At 72.2% G+C, this 19,785-nt stretch carries 18 protein-coding genes and 1 tRNA gene; 7 read left to right on the top strand and 12 right to left on the bottom strand.

The genetic code is table 11. The features are described from left to right. Nucleotides 1–44 precede the first annotated feature (44 nt). A complete protein-coding gene (locus BMX65_RS03445) occupies nt 45–902 on the top strand; it encodes a DedA family protein (RefSeq protein WP_074998563.1) in 858 nt (285 codons plus the stop codon). On the opposite strand, the gene BMX65_RS03450 is transcribed toward BMX65_RS03445, so the two are convergent. Next, nucleotides 871–1,908 carry a glycoside hydrolase family 18 protein gene (locus BMX65_RS03450; protein ID WP_239501815.1) on the bottom strand — a complete coding sequence of 346 codons (1,038 nt, stop codon included), beginning with the start codon at nt 1,906–1,908 and terminating at the stop codon, nt 871–873. The two genes, BMX65_RS03445 and BMX65_RS03450, sit on opposite strands and share 32 nt — an antisense overlap. 411 nt (nt 1,909–2,319) lie before the next feature. Between BMX65_RS03450 and BMX65_RS03455 the strand changes: the two genes are divergently transcribed. Both BMX65_RS03455 and BMX65_RS03460 read left to right on the top strand, forming a co-directional pair. Beyond that, nucleotides 2,320–3,213 (top strand): glycoside hydrolase family 25 protein, encoded by an 894-nt coding sequence (locus tag BMX65_RS03455; protein ID WP_074998798.1) that lies wholly within the window; start codon nt 2,320–2,322, stop codon nt 3,211–3,213. A 4-nt stretch (nt 3,214–3,217) separates the two neighbouring features. Then, nucleotides 3,218–3,484, top strand: a complete 267-nt coding sequence (locus BMX65_RS03460; protein WP_074998565.1) for a hypothetical protein — start codon at nt 3,218–3,220, stop codon at nt 3,482–3,484. A 293-nt stretch (nt 3,485–3,777) separates the two neighbouring features. Here the strand turns inward: BMX65_RS03460 and BMX65_RS03465 are convergent, their stop codons facing one another. Next, complete coding sequence (locus tag BMX65_RS03465; protein WP_074998566.1) at nt 3,778–4,353, bottom strand: CGNR zinc finger domain-containing protein; 576 nt, start codon at nt 4,351–4,353, stop codon at nt 3,778–3,780. Between the two features lie 82 nt (nt 4,354–4,435). Between BMX65_RS03465 and BMX65_RS03470 the strand changes: the two genes are divergently transcribed. Next, entirely contained in the window at nt 4,436–5,608 is a 1,173-nt protein-coding gene (locus BMX65_RS03470) for an epoxide hydrolase family protein (protein WP_074998567.1), read from the top strand. 344 nt (nt 5,609–5,952) lie between these two features. Here the strand turns inward: BMX65_RS03470 and BMX65_RS03475 are convergent. Further along, nucleotides 5,953–6,024, bottom strand: a tRNA-Val gene (locus BMX65_RS03475). Between the two features lie 170 nt (nt 6,025–6,194). Here BMX65_RS03475 and BMX65_RS03480 point away from each other — a divergent pair. Then, the gene (locus tag BMX65_RS03480; RefSeq protein WP_239501846.1) at nt 6,195–7,451 is read left to right on the top strand and encodes a coiled-coil domain-containing protein; all 1,257 of its coding nucleotides are present in this window, start codon (nt 6,195–6,197) and stop codon (nt 7,449–7,451) included. 227 nt (nt 7,452–7,678) lie between these two features. Continuing rightward, nucleotides 7,679–8,308, top strand: a complete 630-nt coding sequence (locus BMX65_RS03485) for a DUF4383 domain-containing protein (RefSeq protein WP_239501847.1) — start codon at nt 7,679–7,681, stop codon at nt 8,306–8,308. A 10-nt stretch (nt 8,309–8,318) separates the two neighbouring features. Here BMX65_RS03485 and BMX65_RS03490 read toward each other — a convergent pair whose 3' ends face one another. From BMX65_RS03490 to BMX65_RS03500, 3 genes are all read right to left on the bottom strand, one after another. Beyond that, nucleotides 8,319–9,305: an HAD family hydrolase gene (locus BMX65_RS03490; protein WP_420856796.1), complete on the bottom strand. Its 987-nt coding sequence runs from the start codon at nt 9,303–9,305 to the stop codon at nt 8,319–8,321. Nucleotides 9,306–9,370: 65 nt separating this feature from the next. Next, on the bottom strand, nt 9,371–11,863 hold the full coding sequence (locus BMX65_RS03495; protein WP_074998800.1) for a phosphoribosyltransferase: 2,493 nt from the start codon (nt 11,861–11,863) through the stop codon (nt 9,371–9,373). An 80-nt stretch (nt 11,864–11,943) separates the two neighbouring features. Continuing rightward, a complete protein-coding gene (locus BMX65_RS03500) occupies nt 11,944–13,110 on the bottom strand; it encodes an HpcH/HpaI aldolase/citrate lyase family protein (protein ID WP_074998570.1) in 1,167 nt (388 codons plus the stop codon). 270 nt (nt 13,111–13,380) lie between these two features. Here BMX65_RS03500 and BMX65_RS03505 point away from each other — a divergent pair, with 270 nt between their 5' ends. Then, the gene (locus BMX65_RS03505; protein WP_074998571.1) at nt 13,381–14,583 is read left to right on the top strand and encodes a TerD family protein; all 1,203 of its coding nucleotides are present in this window, start codon (nt 13,381–13,383) and stop codon (nt 14,581–14,583) included. A 231-nt stretch (nt 14,584–14,814) separates the two neighbouring features. On the opposite strand, the gene BMX65_RS03510 is transcribed toward BMX65_RS03505, so the two are convergent. The 6 genes from BMX65_RS03510 to BMX65_RS03535 form a co-directional block, all read right to left on the bottom strand. Then, nucleotides 14,815–15,576, bottom strand: a complete 762-nt coding sequence (locus BMX65_RS03510) for a TerD family protein (RefSeq protein ID WP_074998801.1) — start codon at nt 15,574–15,576, stop codon at nt 14,815–14,817. 131 nt (nt 15,577–15,707) lie between these two features. Continuing rightward, nucleotides 15,708–16,868 carry a DUF475 domain-containing protein gene (locus tag BMX65_RS03515; protein WP_074998572.1) on the bottom strand — a complete coding sequence of 387 codons (1,161 nt, stop codon included), beginning with the start codon at nt 16,866–16,868 and terminating at the stop codon, nt 15,708–15,710. A gap of 80 nt (nt 16,869–16,948) precedes the next feature. Further along, the gene (locus BMX65_RS03520) at nt 16,949–17,527 is read right to left on the bottom strand and encodes a TerD family protein (protein WP_074998573.1); all 579 of its coding nucleotides are present in this window, start codon (nt 17,525–17,527) and stop codon (nt 16,949–16,951) included. Nucleotides 17,528–17,721: 194 nt separating this feature from the next. Then, nucleotides 17,722–18,297 (bottom strand): TerD family protein, encoded by a 576-nt coding sequence (locus BMX65_RS03525; RefSeq protein ID WP_074998574.1) that lies wholly within the window; start codon nt 18,295–18,297, stop codon nt 17,722–17,724. Between the two features lie 187 nt (nt 18,298–18,484). Further along, a complete protein-coding gene (locus BMX65_RS03530; RefSeq protein ID WP_074998575.1) occupies nt 18,485–18,943 on the bottom strand; it encodes a peroxiredoxin in 459 nt (152 codons plus the stop codon). Nucleotides 18,944–19,189: 246 nt separating this feature from the next. Further along, on the bottom strand, nt 19,190–19,627 hold the full coding sequence (locus BMX65_RS03535) for a DUF3052 domain-containing protein (protein ID WP_074998576.1): 438 nt from the start codon (nt 19,625–19,627) through the stop codon (nt 19,190–19,192). Between the last annotated feature and the right edge of the window lie 158 nt (nt 19,628–19,785).

A 19,785-nucleotide genomic window follows, 5' to 3' on the forward strand; every position in this document is an offset into this window, starting at 1 on the left:
GCCGAACGGCGAGAGACCGGGCAGGGGAAGAAACGGGGACAGCAGTGCCGGAAATCCTGGGGTCGGTGACCGGATCCCCGTGGATCTACGTGGTCATCGCCGTGTCCGTACTGCTCGATGTCTTCGTGCCCGTCCTGCCCAGCGGCGTCCTGGTGATCGCCGCCTCCACCGCAGCCGCCGGGACCACCGCCGCGGACGCCGCCGACCTGCCCAGCGCCGCAGCACGCAGCGCGGCCGGGACCGGCCAGCCGGTCGAGGTGCTGCTGCTGATGCTCTGCGCCGCCTGCGCCTCGGTGCTGGGCGACTTGGCCGCCTGGCGGCTGGCCTGGCGAGGCGGCGACCGCTTCGACCGGGCCGTCGCCCGCTCCCGCAGACTCACCTCCGCGCAGGAGCAGCTCGGCCGCGCGCTCTCGCAGGGCGGCGGCGCCCTCGTCGTGCTCGCCCGGTTCGCACCCGCCGGGCGCTCGGTCGTCAGCCTCACCGCGGGCGTGACACACCGCAGGGCACGGGAGTTCGTGCCCTGGTCGGCGCTGGCCGGAGTGGCCTGGGCCGCCTACAGCGTGGGGCTGGGCTACCTCGGCGCCCAGTGGCTGGGCGCCAGTTGGCTCGGCACGGCCGTCTCGGTGCTGGCGCTGTTCCTGGCGGGCGGGCTCGCCGCCTACCTGATACGGCGTGAGCCGGACGCCGGTACCGACGGCGAGGCCGCGGGGGAACCGGAGCAGGCCGACACCTCCCCCGCGCCGGGCCCGACGCGGGAGGTGTCCACCGCGGGCTCCCTGCTGCCCGGCCCCACCACGTTCCCGGTGCTGCCGGTCTTCGCGGCACTCCCGGCGATGCGCGCGGGCGGCGACGCCGCCGAGGAACCCGCCGTCACCACCGCGCTCCCGTCAGCGCCCGGGTGAACTCCCAGGGCCGCTGGGCCACTCCCGAACAGCGGTCGGCCGCCGGATAGGGCAGCGTGCCGCACGGCCGGTCCCGGTTGACCGACCAGAACGCCAACCGGGCCAGCCGCCGTTCGCGCGCGTAGCGCGCGATGGTGCGGAAGTCCGCGACGGTGACGCGCTCCTGATGTCCCGTGATGCCGTTCATGGTGGAGATGCCGCTGTGCGCGTACGCGGTGGCCGCGTCGTAGCCGTACGCCGCACGCAGCCGCGCGGCCAGTCCCTCGGCCGCCCGCACCGTGGCGCGCCCCATGTCCAGCTCACGCGCCTGCTGCAGGCCGCTCGCGGTGGTGGGCGGCCCGCTCCCGAAAGCGAACGGCATGATCGTCCAGGAGTCCGGTTCCAGACCGGCCCGCGCGGCCGTCCCGATCAGCCGGGCGTCCGGCCCGCTCCGGCTGCTGGGCAACGTCACGTGGACGGCGAGCCCGGGGTGGGCGGCCTTGACCCGCTTGAGCGCCTCGACCGTCCGGCGGCGGGCCGCGGCGCTCTCGTAGGCGCGCGTCTCGATGTCGATGTCGATCGCGCGCAGCCCGTAGGCGCGGATCACCTTCCGGTAGGCCCGGGCCAGCGCCGCGGCGTCCGCACAGTCCTGCTCCAGCTTGCGTCCGCCGCCGCCGCCGAACGAGACGACGGGCTCGCCGCCCGCGACCCGCACCGCCCACAGGGCGCGCTCGTCCGCCCCGCCGGTCAGCGGCCGCACCCCGTCCCAGCGCGGCTCGCACCCGCCCGCGCTCAGCATGAACGCGAAGGTGAACCCGTCCGCTCCCGTCTTCCGCAGGACCGCCCCCGGATCGGGCGGATCACCCCAGCCCAGCGAGTAGTACGGCGCGACGACCGGCCGCGGGCGCTCCGCCGCCGCGGCCGGATCGCCGCTCCCCGTCGCCGCTCCCAGTACGGCGAGCACAGTCGGCAGCAGTACCGCCGCCCGCCCCGCCGGTCCGCGTCCGCGCGCTCTCGTCGCCCTCATGCCGGCCATCCCAGCCCGCGGCGGTCCGTCCACCCGGCAGCCACCCCAGCAGTTCATACCAACTGATGAACATCTTTGGCCGATCGCCTCGCGCGGTCCGGCGGCCGGCGGTTCGGCGACCGGCGGCTGGCGGCCGGCGGCCGGTGGCGGCGGTCACGGTGACGGCGGTCGCGGTGGCGGTGACGGTCGCGACATCGGCTGCGAGCCGGGGGGCGCGCGGCCGCGCAGCCGCACAGGACGTTCCCGCAGCCGCCCGCCGACGGCACGGAGCCCTCGGCCGCCGTCGTGGACCAGCCGTGCCGGGCCGGCTTCTTCCGGATCGGACAGGAAGAGGCGCTCCAGGGAGCTTCGACCGGTCGATTCGCGGGAAAGTCCGCAATATCACCTATGCGCCGGGCCCGGGAGCGGACGATGGCGGATCACATCAAGGGCATCGACGTGGCGTCGTACCAGTCCGAGAACTACGGCACGCGGGGACTGGACTTCGTCATCATCAAGATCACCGAGGGGACGTCGTACACGAACCCCAAGTGGGTGGCACAGCGGCAGACCAGCCGGGACGCCGGACTGGTCACCGGCTTCTACCACTTCGTCAGACCCGGCAGCATGAAGGCCCAGGCCGACTACTTCCTCTCGAAGATCAACCTGCGCGCCGGGGACGTCCTCGCCCTCGACTGGGAGGACTCGGGCGTCTCCTCCGCCGACAAGGACACGTGGATCAGATATGTGCAGGGCAAGGCCGAAGGGCACCGGGTCCTGCTCTACTGCAACGTCGACTTCTGGCTGAACCGCGACACGTCCTCGTTCGCGGGCGACGGTCTGTGGATCGCCCAGTACAACGGCCGCCCCGGACAGCCGAGCATCCAGCACCCGTGGCTGCTCCACCAGTACACCAGCGACCCCATCGACACCAACCTCGCCCGGTTCGACAGCCGCGCGGCGATGCGCGCCTGGGCGACGGGCAGTCAGGAGGACGACATGCCCAGCCAGAAAGACCTCTACGACGGAGCGTGGGAACTCGACGGCCAGATGACCGTGCCCTGGGGCAGCGACACCAACCCCCAGTGGAAGCCCAAGAGCGTCCTCATCCACATCGGCGAAGTCGCACGGGAGACCCGGGGCCGCGTGAAGGGGCTGGAGAACGCGGTCGCCGAACTGACCGCGAAGGGCGCGGCCCGGGACGCCGTCCTGGCCAAGCTCGCGGAAGGCGGCGGACTGACCGCCGCCGAGATCCAGGCCGCGGCCGAGGCAGGCGCCCGAGCCGCCCTCGACAGGCTCGCGGACGCGCTCGCCACGGAGGAGTGACCCCATGCAGGCGGACACCAAGCGCGCCATACGCACCGTCCTCCAGACAGCCGTGGCCCTGGCCGTCCTGCTGCCGGCGATCGTGGACGCGTCCGGCATCCCGGAATCCCTGCCGTGGGTCGCCGGATCTCTCACGGTCGCCGGAGGTCTGGCGCGGGTCATGGCCCTCCCCGGAGTGCAGCGACTGCTGCCGGAGTGGCTGCGCACGGGAGGCGATCCGGACGGCGACCTCGCCGGGCCGGGGCTCCGCGCCCGCGGCAGCGGCGAGTGACACCACAGCACCACGGGGGTCGGCTGCCGGGTCCTCCCGGCGCCGGCCGCCCACGAGCCGGCGGCCCGCCGGGCGGGCCGGGCTGTAGGGGCCTGCGGTCTCAGCCGCCGCTCGGCTCCCGCCTCCAGGCGCCGCCTCCCGCGCAGTCGGTGAAGTCCGCGCCGTCGGTGGAGTGACCGCCGTCGGTGGAGTCCGCTCCGTTCATCCGCGCATCGGCGCGCTTCCCCCGACGTTCTCCGGCCTGCGAGGGCGCCGCCGGGCAGAGCCCGCCCTCCGGAGGGACCGGGGGACGCTCACTCCGCCGGTCCGGAGTCCTTGCGCCGGCTGGCATTGAAGCGCGCCTTCTTCTGACGATTCCCGCACGTGTTCATGTCGCACCATTTGCGGGTGCGGCTCTGACTGGCGTCGAAGAAGGCGGCCCGACAGGTCGGTGATGCGCACAGGGCCAGTTTCCCGTCTCGTTCACCGGCGATGATCTCGATCGCATCGGCGGCGATCACGCTGAGGGCGTCCTCCACACGCGCATCCGGACCGAGCTGCCATTGCCGCTTGCCCTCGGGCGTCAGAATCGCGGCGGCCCGCCCCTGAACGCTGCGGTCGTTGATGACCTGGACAGCGGGTGCGGGGAGAGCGTCCCCGAGGGCGGCCGCCGTCGCGGCGAGGGCGATCGACTCCCGCAGCTCCCGCGCGAGTTCGAGCTGGGCGTCGGCGCAGGAATCCACGACGAGGCCGTACACCGCCAGCCAGTCGACGAGCCGCTTCGGGGTGGGAATGCGCTCCACGGCGTCACCATGACGCTCCGTCAGAGTCGCCGTGAAGCTGGTGGCCAGCACATTGCCGAGGCGGAAGTCAGGGAAGCCAGTACGCATGGAACCACCATAGCCGGTTGCAACTCGACATGGCGCCATGCTAGAACCGTCTATGCCGGTTCCGCAGTGACCAGGAGGTCTCATGTCCCGTCCGACCAGCGACGTCGAAGCGTTTGAAGCCCACGCACCTGAAGCCGACCTCGACGAACTGCGCGCACGACTGGCCGCGGCGCGGCTGCCGGAAGCCGAGACCGTCCAGCGCTCCGCACCCGGCCCCGGCCGGTGGGGCCAGGGAGTCCCCCTCGCCGACCTCGCCGATGTCGTGGACTACTGGCGCACCGGATACGACTGGAGAGCCTTCGAAACGCGCCTCAACCGGATCGGCCAGTTCCGCACGGCCATCGACGATCTGCGCATCCATTTCCTGCACCGCCGCTCCCCACGCGCCGACGCCACACCACTGCTCCTGACGCACGGCTGGCCGGGCAGCATCGCCGAGTTCATCGACGTGGTGGACGAGTTGGCGGAACCGGAGAACGCGGACGCGCCGGCGTTCCACGTCGTGGCCCCCTCCCTCCCGGGCTTCGGCTACAGCGACAGGCCGACCACCACCGGGTGGGGAACCGAGAAGATCGCAGCCGCATGGGTGGAACTGATGGAAAGGCTCGGCTACGGCACCTTCGCAGCCCATGGCGGCGACTGGGGAGGCAACATCACCACGGTCCTCGGCGGCCGGTTCCCGGAACACGTCCTCGGCATCCACACGACGTTCGCGGAGGCACCGCCCGGATTGACGACGGACGGACTGACAGAGGTCGAGCGCACCTGGACCGAGGAGACCCGCCGTTTCTGGCGCCACCGCGCGGCCTACGCGAAGCAGCAGGCCACCCGGCCGCAGACCATCGGCTACTCGCTCGTCGACTCACCGGTCGGACTTCTCTCCTGGATCCTCGACAAGTTCGCCGAGTGGTCGGACACCGAGGACAGCCCCTTCGAGACCATCTCCCGGGACCGCATTCTCGACGACGTCACCCTGTACTGGCTGACGCGGACCGGCGCATCGGCGGCCCGCATCTACTACGAGAGCCACAACTCGCTCGATCCCGAACTCCGGGTCGACGTCCCGTCAGCGATCACCATGTATCCCCGCGACATCGAGAAGAGTCCCCGCCCCTGGGCACAGGAGCGGTACCGGCAGATCGTCCGCTGGAACGCGCCCGAAAGCGGCGGACACTTCCCGTCGCTGGAGGTTCCCGAATATTTCGTCAAGGACCTGCGGGAAGGTCTCAGGGCAGTACTTGCCACCAGCCGGTGAACCCGCAGCCCGGCGCCCCTGACCGCTGGCGACGGCAGCGCGCCGCTGTGAGACCGGGCCCGCCGGACCTCGGCGATCACCAGCAGCGACCGGGCCGTGCCGGTGGCCGGAACGGGGAGCCGGTCCGGCCACCGGATGCGCTCCAGGCCCGCGCGGAGAAGCCCACGCCGAGCGGCTCACCGGACACAGGTGGACACGGACAACGCCCGGCCCAGCCACGGCCGGCCTCATCCGGCACCGCTCACGGCCGAGGAGACGGCCCAGGAGGCCGGGCCTGGCGGCCCGGAAACAGGTCAGGGGCCAGCCGACTTCCGTCGGCGGGCCCCTGACCTGCATCTATGGTGTGGGCACAACTGGGATCGAACCAGTGACATCCTGCTTGTAAGGCAGGCGCTCTACCGCTGAGCTATGCGCCCGGAGCACGTGCGGGTCGACAGCGTACCTTGCCTGGTGGCAGACAGTGCAAACGTGAGGTGCGGGAGCACTCTGCGAACGAATCAGCTCGTGTGTTCGTTGAGCCCAGGTGGGAGAATGAGCACCGGTCCAGGAGTCACAGGCACATACGGGGAGAGGTTACGTGACGGCGATGAACGGCGGTGGAATCCGCCGCTGGGGCTGGGGCAGTGGCCGCGCGGAACAGCTCCGGGCCGACGCGCAGACCGCGAAGGACTCCGCCGCCGCCGCGTTCTACGAACTCGACACCGCCCAGCGCGAGCTGCGCATCTCCATAGAGACCATCAGCGCCGTCGACAACTCGCCCGCCGGCCGCAAGGCCGCGGCGGACTTCGCCGAGCTCGGCAGGCGCATCGACAGCGTCAGCCACGACTACATCACCGCGGTCGACTCCCACGACCTCGACCGCGACGATCTGGACGGCGCCGCCGCCTCCCGCGCCCGCGCCGAGCTGGACCGGGCACGGGGCGAGCTGGAGCGGGCCAAGGGCGACCTGGACCGGTTCGCGCAGAGCCTCGGCCCGCTGCTGAGCAGCGCGGAGAACCAGCTCGCCCGCCTCGCACCCGCCGTCGAGCGGGCCCGGCAGTCGCTGCTGGGCGCCAGCAACGCACTGGATGCGGTGCGGGCCGAAGGGCTGCGCGCCGACGACCTCGCGGCGCGGCTGGCGGCTCTCTCACCCGAGCTGACCAAGCTCAACGAGGGCGCGGGCACCCACGGGGTGCAGGGGACCGTCCAGCGCGCGGACCAAGTCGTACGGGAGGCCGAGGCGATCCGCGCGCAGGCCGAGGGGCTGCCGCAGCAGGCGGCCGACATCGACAAGCGGATCGCCTCCCTGCGCACCCGCACCGAGGCGCTGCAGAACCGGGCCGGGCAGGTGGAGCCGGTCCTCAGCGAACTGCGGCGGCGGTTCAGTGCCGCCTGCTGGCAGGACCTGCAGCAGGTGCCGCAGCAGGCGGAGCGCTCGGCGCGGCAGGCGGGCGAGAAGCTGCGGGAGGCCCGCACGGCCCGCGAGGAGCAGCGCTGGCCGGACGCGACGGCGCTGCTGTCGACCGTACGGGCGCTGCTGAACACCACCGACGAGGCGGTGAAGGCCGCCGGGGACCGGCTGCAGCGGCTCAACGAGGTCTCCTTCGACCACAGCGGCGAGGTCGAACGCACCCGCTTCGCGATCCGCGACGCGCAGCGGCTCGCGATGGCCGGGCGCGCCACTCCTGATCCCCGGCATGCGCAGCCGCTGGACAACGCGGTGGAGCGGGTGGACCGAGCGGTCGCCTCGCTCACCGGCCGCCACCCGGACTACTGGCACCTGCTGACCGAGCTGGACGCGGTCAAGGAGACGGTGCAGCAGGTGGTCGACCAGATCCGCCAGGAACGCGCGTCGGGCCACTGAGGCAGTCGGCCCCGGTCCCCTGAGCTGCCGGGCCGGGCCAGGGGCGTCCGGGCCGTCACCGAGCGTCGCTGTTGAGGCGGGGCTGCTGCGGGCTGATGCTGGAGGGGACAGCCGAGCGCTCTCCAAGCCGTCCCGAGGGGGTCCCCGTGGCCGCGTCCCCGTCCCCCGCCCGCGCCGCCCACCATCGCCGGGTGCTGCCGCGCGGGCGGCGGGTCCTGGACGAGCACATGCCGGTGCACCACAAGCTGAGCCGGGTCTATCGCCTGGGCTCGGCTCTGGTCGGGGTCATCCTGACGTTCTTCGGCGTCCTGGGCCTCACCGACAACATCGGGTTCTTCGACACCGGCGGCGACCAGGTGGGCGGCCTGAGCACGAACGGCGCACTCAGCGTGCTCTCCGTCGTCGTGGGCCTGCTGCTGTTCGCCGGGATGGTGCGCGGCGGGAACTTCGCCTCCAGCCTCAACATCACTTTCGGCGGGCTGTTCCTGCTCAGCGGATTCGTCAATCTGGCGCTGCTGGAGACGAGCTTCAACATGCTCGCCTTCGAGCTGCAGAACGTGCTGTTCAGCTTTGTCGTCGGGCTGCTGCTGCTCGTCTTCGGGATGTACGGGCGCGTGGGCAGCGCCTTGCCGCACGACAATCCGTACTGGCAGCAGCGCCACGTGGACGAGGTCGCCCGTGCCCGGCGGGAGCACGACCGGAACGAGCAGCGGACCCGGGCCCGGTTGCGGGGCGAGGAGCTGCGGCGCCGGGCCTCGCTCTTCGGCAGCGGGGAGGACGGCGGAGCCGCCGACGACGGGGACGAGGGGGACGGGCTGGACGCGGACGGCGACGGCGGACAGCAGGGCGACCGGTGACCGGCGCGGGTCACGCCTCCGGCACCGCCGCGGGCGCCCCGATCGGCTCCGTCCCGGTCGGCCCTGTTGGCCCTGTTGGCCCTGTCGACCCTGTCGTGACCGGCCCTGTCGTGACCGGCCCTGTCGCGGTCGGCTCGGCCAGCGCGGAGCCCATCCCGCGCAGTACCGCCTCCCCGGCCAGGACGCCGCGGTCGGACAGCACTCGCAGGTGAGGCAGCCGCAGACCGCTGTCGGCGAGTTCGCCGTGCGCGGGGCGCCATGCCGTGTCGGCGAAGCGCAGCAGGTCGGCGTCGAGCAGGGAGTCGCCCGCCGCGAAGACCCGCGCCGCACCGGAGCGGCGGGCCGCCTCGGCGACGGCGGCACTCTTGGTGAGCGGGTCGGGTACGGCGTAGATCTTGCGCCCCTGCAGGGAGACGCTCCAGCCCTGCGGGCCCGCCCAGTCGGCGAGCTCCTGGACCCAGGAGCCGGGCAGGAGCGCCCGGTCGACCACCAGATAGGCGAACAGTCCGTCCGCGACGCGCTCCTTGAGCAGCCACTCGGGGCGGGCCTGCCGCAGCATGTGGGAGCGGACCAGGTCGAGCGGGGCGCACGCGGTCAGCCGCTCGCGTACCCGCTCCCGCCACGCGGGATCGCTCACCCCGTCGACCAGCAGATGCCCGCCGTTGGCGCAGACCGCGTAGCGGGGCGGCGGACCGGGCAGCCGCACGCGGCGGTACTGCTCGGGGGTCCGGGTGGTGGCGGGCACGAAGACGGTGCGCCCGGCGAGCTCGGTCAGCAGCCGGGCGGCGTCCTCCGTCATGAAGGACAGCGGACGGCTCTCGTACGTCTCGACGCACAGCAGCCGGGGCGCTCGGGCGTCGGGCATGGTCAGTTCCAGCGCCGCGGCGGAGTAGATGAGCGTGCGGTCCAGATCGCTGGCGACCAGGGTGCTTCCCGCGCCCGGGGCCGATTCCCCGCCCAGGCCCGAGTCCGAGCCGGTGCCGGTGCCGATGCCCATGTGCGGGCCCGCGTCCACGCCCGTACCCGCGTCCGTGCCGGTACCCGGGGCCGGTCTCGCCGCCGTCATCGTGCGGCCTTTCCGTCGGCGCCGGTGGCACCGCGCGTGTAGCGGGGGTGGACGATGCCGACGCAGCGGTAGGGCAGCTCGTCGACCTCCTCGACGGGTACGCCGCGCTGGGCGGCCAGCAGCCGTACATGGTCGAGGTCGGTGCCCGCGTCGCGCCGCGCCAGGATGCGCCACGGGACGCGGCGCAGCAGGACCCGGGTGGTCTCACCGACGCCCGGTTTGATCAGGTTCACGTCCCCGATGCCGTACGCCTCGCTGATCTCCTCCACGGCCCGCCAGCCCGCCCAGGTCGGTGTGCGGTCCGCGGAGGCCGCCGCCGCGGCGTCCCGGGCAGCGTCCGCCCGGACCGCGGGGAAGCGGGCCGAGACCGTGTCCACGAAGTGCCCCGACAGGTCGCTCCCGGACAGCTCGCGGTAGAACTTCGCGCCGTGGAAGTCGTGCGGGCCCACCAGGTCGGCGCGCAGCACGGTACGGGAGATCAGTCCGGAGACCGTCGAGTTGAGGCAGGCGGAGGGGATGAGGAAGTCCTCCCGGGTGCCGAACGTGCGCACGCAGGATCCGGGGTCGGCCAGCACCGCCGGCTCCGGGTCGAACCGGGGATGCGCGGCGAGTGCCTGGAACAGCTCGTGGGTGATGGCGCCCTTGCCGGTCCAGCCGTCGACGAAGACGACGTCCGCCGGGTCGTGGTGAGCGGCCAGGTAGGCGAGCGCGTTGCTGTCGATGCCGCGGCCGCGGACGATCGAGACAGCGTAGTGCGGCAGGTCCAGACCGTGCGCGTAGCGCGCCCAGCGGCGCATCAGCACCCCGACGGGCGTACCGGCCCGGGCCAGCGAGACCAGTACGGGGCGCGGCCCGCGCTCGGCGAGCACCGTCTCGGTGACGGTGCCGACCGCGCGGGCCAGCCGCTCGGCCGCGGACTCCAGCGCGTCGTGGAAGAGCCGCTGGTACTCCGCGGACGGCTGGTACTCCACGGGCAGCGACTCCGCGTAGTGCGCGCCGCCCGCCTGGATGGCCTCCTCGCGCTCCTCCGTGGGCGCCTCCAGTTCGACGTCGGACAGATCGCGCAGCAGCCACGCCACCTCGTCCTGCGCGTACGAGGAGAAAGCCGGGCCGTGCAGCGGCGCGGGGAGACGCGGAGCGGTGCCGTCCGGGACGTAGGAGGGGACGACGGCCAGCGCCACCTCGGGGACGCATCCGGCGAGCTGGTCCAGCAGCCCTCCGGGGGCGTGCAGCGCGGGGGTGTCGCCCACGCTGTCCACGACCGCGACGACGGCGTCGAAGCCCTGGCCGGCGATGTTGTAGGCGTAGCGCTCGACCGGGCCGTCCGGTCCGGGACCGTGCGGGCCGGCCGCGCCGCCCGGTCCGTCGTGGTACGGCAGGTCGTGCGCGGGGAAGCACAGCGCGGTGCGTATCGCATACCCCGGGTCGTCGACGGCCAGGACGGGCGAGCGAGTCGTGGTGGAGAAGCGGACCTCCGCCCGCCCCTCGGTGCGCCGCTCCAGCTCGCCCGCGAGCATGAGCGGCGCGTACATCAGCTCCTCGTTGCCGAGGACGAGGACACGGGGCGGCGCGCCGCCCGCGCGGGTCCCCGGGGCGCCGTCCGCGGGCGGCGCCGGGAGGCAGTCCAGCGCCGAGAGCACCCGCTCGGCCATGCCCGGCAGCGCGGCCTCCAGGCGGAGCTGCTCGCGCGGCCCGAAGCCGTGCCGCGCACCGTCCGGAAGCCCCTGCGGCCAGTCCGCTTCCACCCGGCGCACGGTGCCCCGCGCCTCCGGTGGCGGCGCGGGGTGTGGTGCGTCGCGGTGCGCCGCGACCAGCTCCCGGCCGCGCTCCAGCACGTCGTCGGGGAGCCCTACCCGGCCCGCGGCCAGTGCCACCACGTCGATGCGGGCACCCAGCTCGGCGGCGAACTTCTCCAGCGACGCCACGTCCGCGCCGCCGCGCGTGTCGACCAGTGCGGCCACGACATACCGGTCGCGGGGGTGGGCGGCGTGCAGCGCCGCGACGGTGTTGCGCACCGTCCGGCCGGTGGAGAGCTCGTCGTCGACCAGCACCAGCGGCGCGCCGGTGCGCAGCGCGTCCGGGTCCTCGGGCAGCAGCAGGTGCGAGGTGGCGTGGCTGTGCTCCTCCTCGAAACCGCCGTACCGGGGCACTTCCGGCACCGGGCGCCGTGTGGAGTGCAAGGCGCTCGCACGGCTGCCCATGCCGTGCGCGACGGTGAGGCCGAGTCCGGTCGCGGTCTCCGCGAAACCGAGCACCACGGAGCGGGCGGCCTCCGCTGCGCCGAGCCGCTCACGCACCCGCTCCCCCAGGCGGCGGCCCGCGTCCAGGACCGCCGAGGGGCGCTGCGGAACATGCTTGCCCAGGACGGTGGAGACCAGCAGATGGGCGCGCTTGGGGTTGCGCCGCAGCGCGAGACCCAGGAGCCCGCGCAGCTCCTCGTCCTCCAGCCGCACCCCGAGCCGTTCGGCCACCCAGGTGCCCGTCCACACCTGCGGGTCCGTCCCCGCCCCGGTGTGCGGACCGGCCCCGGACCCCGTCGCGGCCGCACCGGCCTCCCGTACGCTCGCGTTCACTTGACTCCCGCCGCCAGCAGTTCCACGAAACTCACGCCCTCGCGCGCCACCCCGAAGACCTCGCCGCGCAGCAGTGTGCGCTCGGCCCAGGCCCGGTGCGGCTTCACCTCGTTCATCTTGTTCGTATACGCGGAGCGGACCACTCCGCCACCGCCGCGCTCGGGGCGCAGCACATCCGTCGCATCGCAGAACTCCTCGTGGCTGACGACCGACAGTGCATGCACGGGAGCCACGTGCGAGGGGTGGATGCAGGTCTTGCCCAGCAGGCCGTTGGCCCGGTCCAGCTCGATCTCGCGCAGCAGGCCGTCCAGATCGTGCTCGATCAGCGCGGCGCGCACGTCCTCGGCGCGGCCGCTCAGGAAGGGGCTCCGCCGCAACTGCGGCTTGAACATCCTCTCGTGCTGCCGGAAATATTCCCATACGGGTCCGGTCACCGTGAACCCGGTGCCGTCGGCCCTGCCCAGCACGTTCACCACGTCCGCGATGACCGACGCGACGATCTGCACGTCGTAGGCGGTCATCTCCGGGGTGCGGCGCAGCCCGTAGGCGGCGCAGAAGTCGGTGACCCCCAGCCGCAGCGCGAGGACCCGCTCGCGGTACTTCTCCAGGGTGCGGGCGATCCCGGCGAGCGCCTCGGTGCGGGTCTCCCGGTGCAGCAGCTCGGGCGACTCCAGGACGGGCATCGCGAACAGCCGTCGCCCGCACGCCGCCTCCGCCTCGGTGAGCGCCTCCAGGAACGGCACCGAGCGGTCCCCGGTGAACTTGGGCAGCACGAATCCCGACAGCAGCCCCGCGGCCGGGCCCAGCCTGCGCACCAGGCCGGTGATCTGCCCGGACTCCCGCACCCGGACGAACAGCAGCGGCAGCTCGTCGGCCGGAGCCCGGTCCGCCAGCTCCCGGAGCCGGCGGACGAGGTTGTCCTCGGCCAGCGGCACCTCGGCGTCGGCGATCGAGTCCTCCAGGCAGAGCACCATCGAGACCACGCCGCGCGCGGCCTGCTTGAGCACGTCGTCGGCGAGCGCGGGTCTGGTGGCAGGGCTGTAGAGAGTGGCACCGAGGGCGATCGCGAGGGTGCCCGCGTCCGCTTCGGAAGTGAACTCGGCCGGCTCACGGTGGAAGAGCGCGCTTCGGCGCTCAGGCGTCAGATGCCTGAAATGCCGCATGGATATCCCCGTCCCGCCGTCCCGGCGCCCGTGCGCGTCGCTCCGGCGTACCTGTGGCGTCACGCGGTGGCGGTGGTCCTGCCGGGGCCGCCGTGGTGCCGCGTCGCTGCTCATCGTACGTTCGAGCGTCGGTCAGGAGTTCCCCTGCCTCGGCAGCGGCCGTGCGCGGCCCCTCTCCGGAGCCGCCGGGCGCCCCCGCGACCACACCCCGTCGCCGCCGCGGCACATCCCGCGTTGTCGAGGGGGTCCGTCCGGGGGCAGGATGAAGACATGACGCACGCGATGACGAAGGGGTCGAACATCCTGCTGGAGTCCAGGACGGTACGCGCCGTGCTCTGCTGGGCCCCCGGCGCCGGAGTACCGGATGTCGATGCCTCGGCTCTGCTGCTCGGCCCGGACGGCAAGGTCCGCTCCGACGACGACTTCATCTTCTACAACCAGCCGCGCCACCCCTCGGGGCTGGTGCGGCACCTGGCCAAGAAGCGTGAGCCCGAGGGGCTGCGCGACACCGTCGAGGCCGACCTGGGTGCGCTGGACGCCTCCGTGGACCGCGTGCTGCTGGCCGCCTCCGCGGACGGCGGCAGCTTCGCCGCCGTCCGGGAACTGCGGCTGCTGCTGCACGACGCCGGCAACCCGGACGGCGGAACCGAGCCCGGGCGCGGCGGAGCGCTCCTCGCCCGCTTCGACATCGAACCGGAGACCGGCGGCGAGACGGCCATGGTCTGCGGCGAGCTCTACCGGCGCGGTGAGAGCTGGAAGTTCCGCGCGCTGGGGCAGGGCTACGACACCGGGCTCGTCGGCCTCGCCACCGAGTTCGGCATCACTGTCGACGAGAGCGAGGCGGCCCAGGCCGGACCCGGGCAGCGCACCGACCCGGGACAGACGCACTCCCCCGAGCACGATCCGGACGCGACCGTGGCCCACACGCCCCGGCCCGACACGCTCGGCTCCGAGGACTTCCGGCTGAGCTCGCCCGCCGGGACGGTGCCCCAGCCGCCGCCCGAACCGGGCTTCCCGGAGCCGGACCCGGTGCCACCCGAGCCGCGCCCGGAACCCGGACCGCCGCCGGAGCCCGGCCCCGAGCCGGTGCCGCCGGGTCCGCCCGGTCCGCCACCGGGGCCCACCCCCGGTCCCGGCCCCGCGCCCGGACCGGACCCCGCGCCGCCGCCGCAGCCGCCCGCACCGGAGCCCCCGGAGCCGCAGCCGGATCCGGCCGGGGTGGCGGCCTCGGCCGTCACGGCGCAGGTGCCGCCGCCCGGCGCGCCGCCGTTCGGACCCCAGGGGGTACCGGGCGTCCCGGCCCCGCCGGAGCAGCCGCCGGGCTACGGCTTCCCACAGCCGCCGCACCACCCGCCCCAGCAGCCGCCCGCCACTCAGCCGGCCTACGGCTACCCGCAGCCCACCTACGGTTACCCACAGCCGGACCCCGCGTTCGCACTGCCGCCCCAGGGCCCGCAGTTCCTGAACCGCTGAGCGCGGCACGACGAGGCCCCGGCCGGTCCGTACCGGCCGGGGCCTCTTGCCTCGCCGCCTCCGTTCCGCACCCACGTCACGAAGGTGCCGCGGCGTGGGGCGCGGCGTCGGAGGCGGCGTCGCGGCGTCTGGGGCGCGGCGTGGCGTCTGGGGCGCGGCGTGGCCGCGTCAGGGCGTCGCAGCGGAGGTCCGGCGGGGGAGGCAGCGGGCGGCCGGGGCCGGTCGCCGGGCTCAGACCTTCTGCGTCTTGTAGCCCCGCCCCCACTGCAGGCCCCAGCCGTAGAGCCGGTCCAGTTCCGCCTGGAAGCCGTAGACGTAGCGCACTTCGCGGCGCACCTTCAGCTCGCCCTTGATGTTCTCCATCAGCAGCACGGCACACGAGCGGGCCTGCGGAGCGCGCTCGTCCAGGCCCACCTCCACATGCGGTCCGTTGCTGGGGATGAGTGTGACGACCGCGTGTGTCCGGTCGAAGGCCGGGGTGCCGTCGTAGATGTAGACGAAGAAGAGCAGCCGCTTCAACTCGTCCCGGTGGTCGAGGTTGACATAGAGCGTCTCCCCGGAAGGCGAACCGAACCGGTCGTCGCCGGTGAGCTTGATGTAGGGGGGCGCGTTCCAGTCCCCCAGGAAGTTGCCGAGCGGCTGGACGACGCCCTTGGTGCCGTCCGTCAGCTCGTACATGCAGGCCAGGTCCAGGTCCACGTTGACGACGCCCTGGGTGTGGGCCTGCACCACGGTCGGTTTGAACGCCCTGAGCGGGTGCCGGAGCGAACCGCCGGTCCGCCTGCCGACCCCCTCCACGTCCGAACTGCGCATCCGCCAGGAGAGGTTGACCTGCAGACTGCCGGTGTCGGCGCCCTGTTTGGTCAGCGACAGCTCCGCGTGCCGCTTGGTCAGCTCCATCGCATACGTCGAAGGACCGCCGACCGTGTCGAACTTGGGTCCACGCCGGGACATGCCCACACCCCGCCGCCAGTTCTCCCACAGGGAGACCATCCCGCACCCCCACTCGCGCTCGAGCCCCGACTCACCGCAACGGGGCGGCTCCGGGACGGCCGCGCGGACCCCTTCGGTCCGCACCGTCACGGAAGCCGCCCCGCTGGGAGCGTTCCTCAATCAGCAGCCGGTCACACGCGCGCGGTGACCTCGGATTGCTGTGGATCCTCCCCGTCGCTCCCGCCGTCCCCGTCGCCCCCGGCCGCCTCGATGGCCCGGTTGCGGCGCAGCGAGGACCAGAAGGAGAGGGCGATCAGCACGACGCCGACGAGGCCGGTGATCACTTCGTTGATCTGGTACTTGACGGTGACGAGCAGGATCACCGAGAGGGCGCCGATGGCGTAGTGCGCACCGTGCTCCAGATAGATGTAGTCGTCCAGAGTGCCCTGGCGCACCAGGTAGACCGTGAGCGAACGGACGTACATCGCGCCGATGCCCAGACCGAGCGCCATCCAGAAGATCTGGTTGGTGACCGCGAAGGCGCCGATGACGCCGTCGAAGGAGAACGACGCGTCCAGGACCTCGAGGTAGAGGAACATGAAGAAGGCCGCCTTGCCGGCCAGTCCGACGGCCGAGGGCCGCTTCCCCGCCTTCTTGGCCTGCTCTTCCTCCTCCTGCTCGCGCTCCTCCTCTTCTTCGAGTTTGTCCTCGAAATGGCCGGAGAGTCCATTGACGATCAGATAGGTGATGAGTCCGGCGACACCGGAGAGCAGCACCGTGCCGGACTTGTCGGCGTGCCCGGCGTGCTGGTGCGCGGTGGTGGCCAGCGTGGTCGCCGTCACCAGCAGGGCGATCAGGGCGATCCCGACGGAGAGCCCGTCGATCTTGGAGAGCCGGGCGAGCGGGCGCTCCAGCCAGCCGACCCAGGTCTCCTCCCGCTCCTCGAGGATGAAGTCGAGGAAGATCATCAGCAGGAACATCCCGCCGAACGCCGCGATGGCCGGATGCGCGTCCGTGACCAACTGCTCGTAGCGGTCGGGGTTGTCCAGCGCGACCCGTACGGCCTCGATCGGATCGACCTGCGCGCTGATGGCGACAATGATGACCGGGAAGACCAGCCGCATGCCGAATACCGCGATCAGAATGCCGACAGTGAGGAAGATCTTCTGCCAGAAGGCATTCATCTTCTTCAGCACGCCGGCGTTGACGACCGCGTTGTCGAACGACAGGGAGATCTCCAGGACGGAAAGGATCGCCACGAGGGCGAACGCCTCCCACCCCCAGAAGAACGCCGCTGCGGCCAGTCCGACGGCGGTGACGCCGAAGGACCAGCCAAAGGTTTTCAGGAGCACTGGCTTCCCAATCCGCTGTCCGGTCTGCATAGGTTCACATCAGGGCGAGCGCCCTTTGACGACTGCGACCTCGAAGTCGTCTAAGCGACATTGACGCCGAAGTCTAGAGCGATGCCCCGCAGGCCCGACGCATACCCCTGGCCGACGGCACGGAACTTCCATTCCCCGCCGTAGCGGTAAAGCTCTCCGAAGATCATCGCTGTCTCGGAGGAGGCGTCCTCGGTGAGGTCGTAGCGGGCCAGTTCGACCCCGTCCTCCTGGTTGACGACACGGATGTACGCCTCGGCGACCTGGCCGAACGTCTGGTGCCGGCTCTCGGCCTCGTAGATCGAGACGGCGAAGACGATCTTGTCCACCTGGGCCGGCACCAGCGGAAGGTCCACCAGGACCGTCTCGTCGTCGTCACTGCCGGTGCCGCCCACCAGCTCGTCGCCGGTGTGCTCGACGGAGCCGTCCGGGCTCTTGAGGTTGTTGTAGAAGATGAAGTACTCGTCGCCGAGAACCCGGCCGCCGGAGCACAGCAGTGCGCTGGCGTCGAGGTCGAAGTCGGCGCCCGTGGTGGATCGGGCCTTCCAGCCCAGACCGACCCGCGCCTGGGTCAGGTTCGGTGCGGCCTTCGAGAGGGAGACGTTTCCCCCTTTGGCGAGCGTGACGCTCATGTGTTCTGGTCCTCTCCCCGGCTGGTGGCTCGGCCGTGCGGCCCGCGCCACAGTGCGTCCAGTCTCTCCGTACCACCGGGCGCCGCACACCTCCGGGGCACGGAAGTCTGCGGCGCCCGTGGCTGCCGGTCCCCGGCAGGCGCGCCCGGTCGGCCCGTCGACCGGGCCGGCGGACGCATGCCCGGCGGGTTCCCTCAGACGTTCACGCCGAAGTCCTGCGCGATGCCGCGCAGGCCCGAGGCGTAGCCCTGGCCGATGGCACGGAACTTCCACTCCGCACCGTGCCGGTAGAGCTCACCGAAGACCATCGCCGTCTCGGTCGACGCGTCCTCGCTGAGGTCGTAGCGCGCCAGCTCGGTGTTGTCGGCCTGGTTGACGACGCGGATGTAGGCGTTCCGCACCTGGCCGAAGCTCTGCTGGCGGCTCTCCGCCTCGTAGATCGAGACGGGGAAGACGATCTTCTCGACGTCGGCCGGCACCCCGGCGAGGTTCACCTTGATGACCTCGTCGTCGCCTTCGCCCTCGCCGGTGAGGTTGTCACCGGTGTGCTCGACGGAGCCGTCGGGGCTCTTGAGGTTGTTGAAGAACACGAAATTCTGGTCGTTGGCGACCTTGCCCTCCGCGTTCGTCAGCAGGGCGCTCGCGTCGAGGTCGAAGTCGCTGCCGGTGGTCGTACGCGCGTCCCAGCCGAGACCGACGATGACCGCGGTCAGATTGGGCGCTTCCTTGGTCAGCGAGACGTTGCCGCCCTTGCTGAGGCTGACTCCCACGAGTCCTCCTGGTCAGTTGTTTCGTGAGGACACCGCGTGCCCCCGTTTCGGATGCCGTCGGATCAACGATTCGATCCTAGTGAGCGGTTCCCCGGGACACAGCCCTCTTACCGAGCGGAATCAGAGGTGTTCCGAGCGTCGCCGGAGCGCTCGGAGGCGCGCCCCGGCGCGACGGTCCCGGCGGCCGTCAGAGCTTCTCGAGCTCCCGCTCGTACTCCTTGAGGTCACGCGCGTCGGGCAGCCCGTTGACGACGGTCCAGCGCACGGTGCCCTCCTTGTCGATGATGAAGGTGCCGCGCACGGCGCAGCCCTTCTCCTCGTCGAACACTCCGTAGGCGCGCGACGCCGCACCGTGCGGCCAGAAGTCGGACAGGAGCGGGTACTCCAGCCCCTCCTGCTCGGCGAAGACACGCAGTGCGAACGGCGAGTCGTTGGAGACCGCCAGCAACTGCACGTCCTCGTTGACGAAACGGGGCAGCTCGTCCCGCAGGGCGCACAGCTCCCCGGTGCACACGCCGGTGAAGGCGAACGGGTAGAAGAGCAGGACGACGTTCTTCTCGCCCCGGTAGTCCGAGAGCCGCACGGTCTGGCCGTGCTGGTCCTTGAGCTCGATGTCGGGTGCCTTGGTACCGGCCTCGATCGCCATGGCGGGTTCCCTTCGGTGGGCGGACACGGTCGCCCCCACCCTATGCACCGAGCCCCTGCCGGCCGGGGGCCGGTCAGGGGCTCGGTTCCTCCGCGTCGGAACGCGTCGCAGATCCACCGGAAGCGGTCGTGAGGCGGTCGTCCGGCGGCAGCCGGCCCGGACCGGCCCGGAAGGAGGGGCCTGAAACGGGCGGGGTCCTCGCGCGGTACGGTCCGCGGCGTCCGCAGCGCCGGGCGCAAGCGCCGGTCAGCGCTTGTTCGGGGAACCCTTCGGGGTGACCAGGCGGCTGCCCGTCCAGTCCTTGGCCGCGTTGAAGCTCTTGGTCTGGGAGAGCCCGGCGGTCTGGGATGCCTCACCGATGTCGCTGGGCTCCACGTAGCCCTCGCGGCCCGTCTTGGGGGTCAGCAGCCAGACGGGGGCACCTTCGTCGATCATCGTGGTGGCGTCCACCAGCGCGTCCGTCAGGTCGCCGTCCTCGTCGCGGAACCACAGCACCACGGCGTCGGCCACATCGCCGTAATCCTCGTCGACCAGTTCCGCGCCGGTGATCTCCTCGATGGACTCGCGGAGCTCCTGGTCGACGTCGTCGTCGTAGCCGATCTCCTGGACCACCTGTCCGGGCTGGAAACCCAGCCTTGCGGCGGGGTTGGTCCGCTCCTCCGCGTGGTCCGCGGTCGCGCTCACGGATTGCCTCCAGTCATGTCTTACGAATATGGGGTTGGGACCCCGCGCGTACGCGAGGCATGGGCCGTAGTCCACACGGGCGGGCCGGATCACGCAAGTACCCGGCCTTCCATCCCGCCCAAACGTTGACGTCTCATACCACAATGCCTGATCGAGAG

Origin of the sequence: Streptomyces qinglanensis, assembly GCF_900111245.1 — a bacterium.
In the GTDB taxonomy this organism is placed as follows: domain Bacteria; phylum Actinomycetota; class Actinomycetes; order Streptomycetales; family Streptomycetaceae; genus Streptomyces; species Streptomyces qinglanensis.

Excerpts from the sequence above, each read along its gene's own strand:
- BMX65_RS03450 (WP_239501815.1), bottom strand. The coding sequence starts at position 1,908 with ATGAGGGCGACGAGAGCGCGCGGACGCGGACCGGCGGGGCGGGCGGCG.
- BMX65_RS03455 (WP_074998798.1), top strand. The coding sequence starts at position 2,320 with ATGGCGGATCACATCAAGGGCATCGACGTGGCGTCGTACCAGTCCGAG.
- BMX65_RS03460 (WP_074998565.1), top strand. The coding sequence starts at position 3,218 with ATGCAGGCGGACACCAAGCGCGCCATACGCACCGTCCTCCAGACAGCC.
- BMX65_RS03465 (WP_074998566.1), bottom strand. The coding sequence starts at position 4,353 with ATGCGTACTGGCTTCCCTGACTTCCGCCTCGGCAATGTGCTGGCCACC.
- BMX65_RS03470 (WP_074998567.1), top strand. The coding sequence starts at position 4,436 with ATGTCCCGTCCGACCAGCGACGTCGAAGCGTTTGAAGCCCACGCACCT.
- BMX65_RS03480 (WP_239501846.1), top strand. The coding sequence starts at position 6,195 with ATGAACGGCGGTGGAATCCGCCGCTGGGGCTGGGGCAGTGGCCGCGCG.
- BMX65_RS03485 (WP_239501847.1), top strand. The coding sequence starts at position 7,679 with ATGCCGGTGCACCACAAGCTGAGCCGGGTCTATCGCCTGGGCTCGGCT.
- BMX65_RS03490 (WP_420856796.1), bottom strand. The coding sequence starts at position 9,305 with ATGGGCATCGGCACCGGCACCGGCTCGGACTCGGGCCTGGGCGGGGAA.
- BMX65_RS03500 (WP_074998570.1), bottom strand. The coding sequence starts at position 13,110 with ATGCGGCATTTCAGGCATCTGACGCCTGAGCGCCGAAGCGCGCTCTTC.
- BMX65_RS03505 (WP_074998571.1), top strand. The coding sequence starts at position 13,381 with ATGACGCACGCGATGACGAAGGGGTCGAACATCCTGCTGGAGTCCAGG.
- BMX65_RS03510 (WP_074998801.1), bottom strand. The coding sequence starts at position 15,576 with ATGGTCTCCCTGTGGGAGAACTGGCGGCGGGGTGTGGGCATGTCCCGG.
- BMX65_RS03520 (WP_074998573.1), bottom strand. The coding sequence starts at position 17,527 with ATGAGCGTCACGCTCGCCAAAGGGGGAAACGTCTCCCTCTCGAAGGCC.
- BMX65_RS03530 (WP_074998575.1), bottom strand. The coding sequence starts at position 18,943 with ATGGCGATCGAGGCCGGTACCAAGGCACCCGACATCGAGCTCAAGGAC.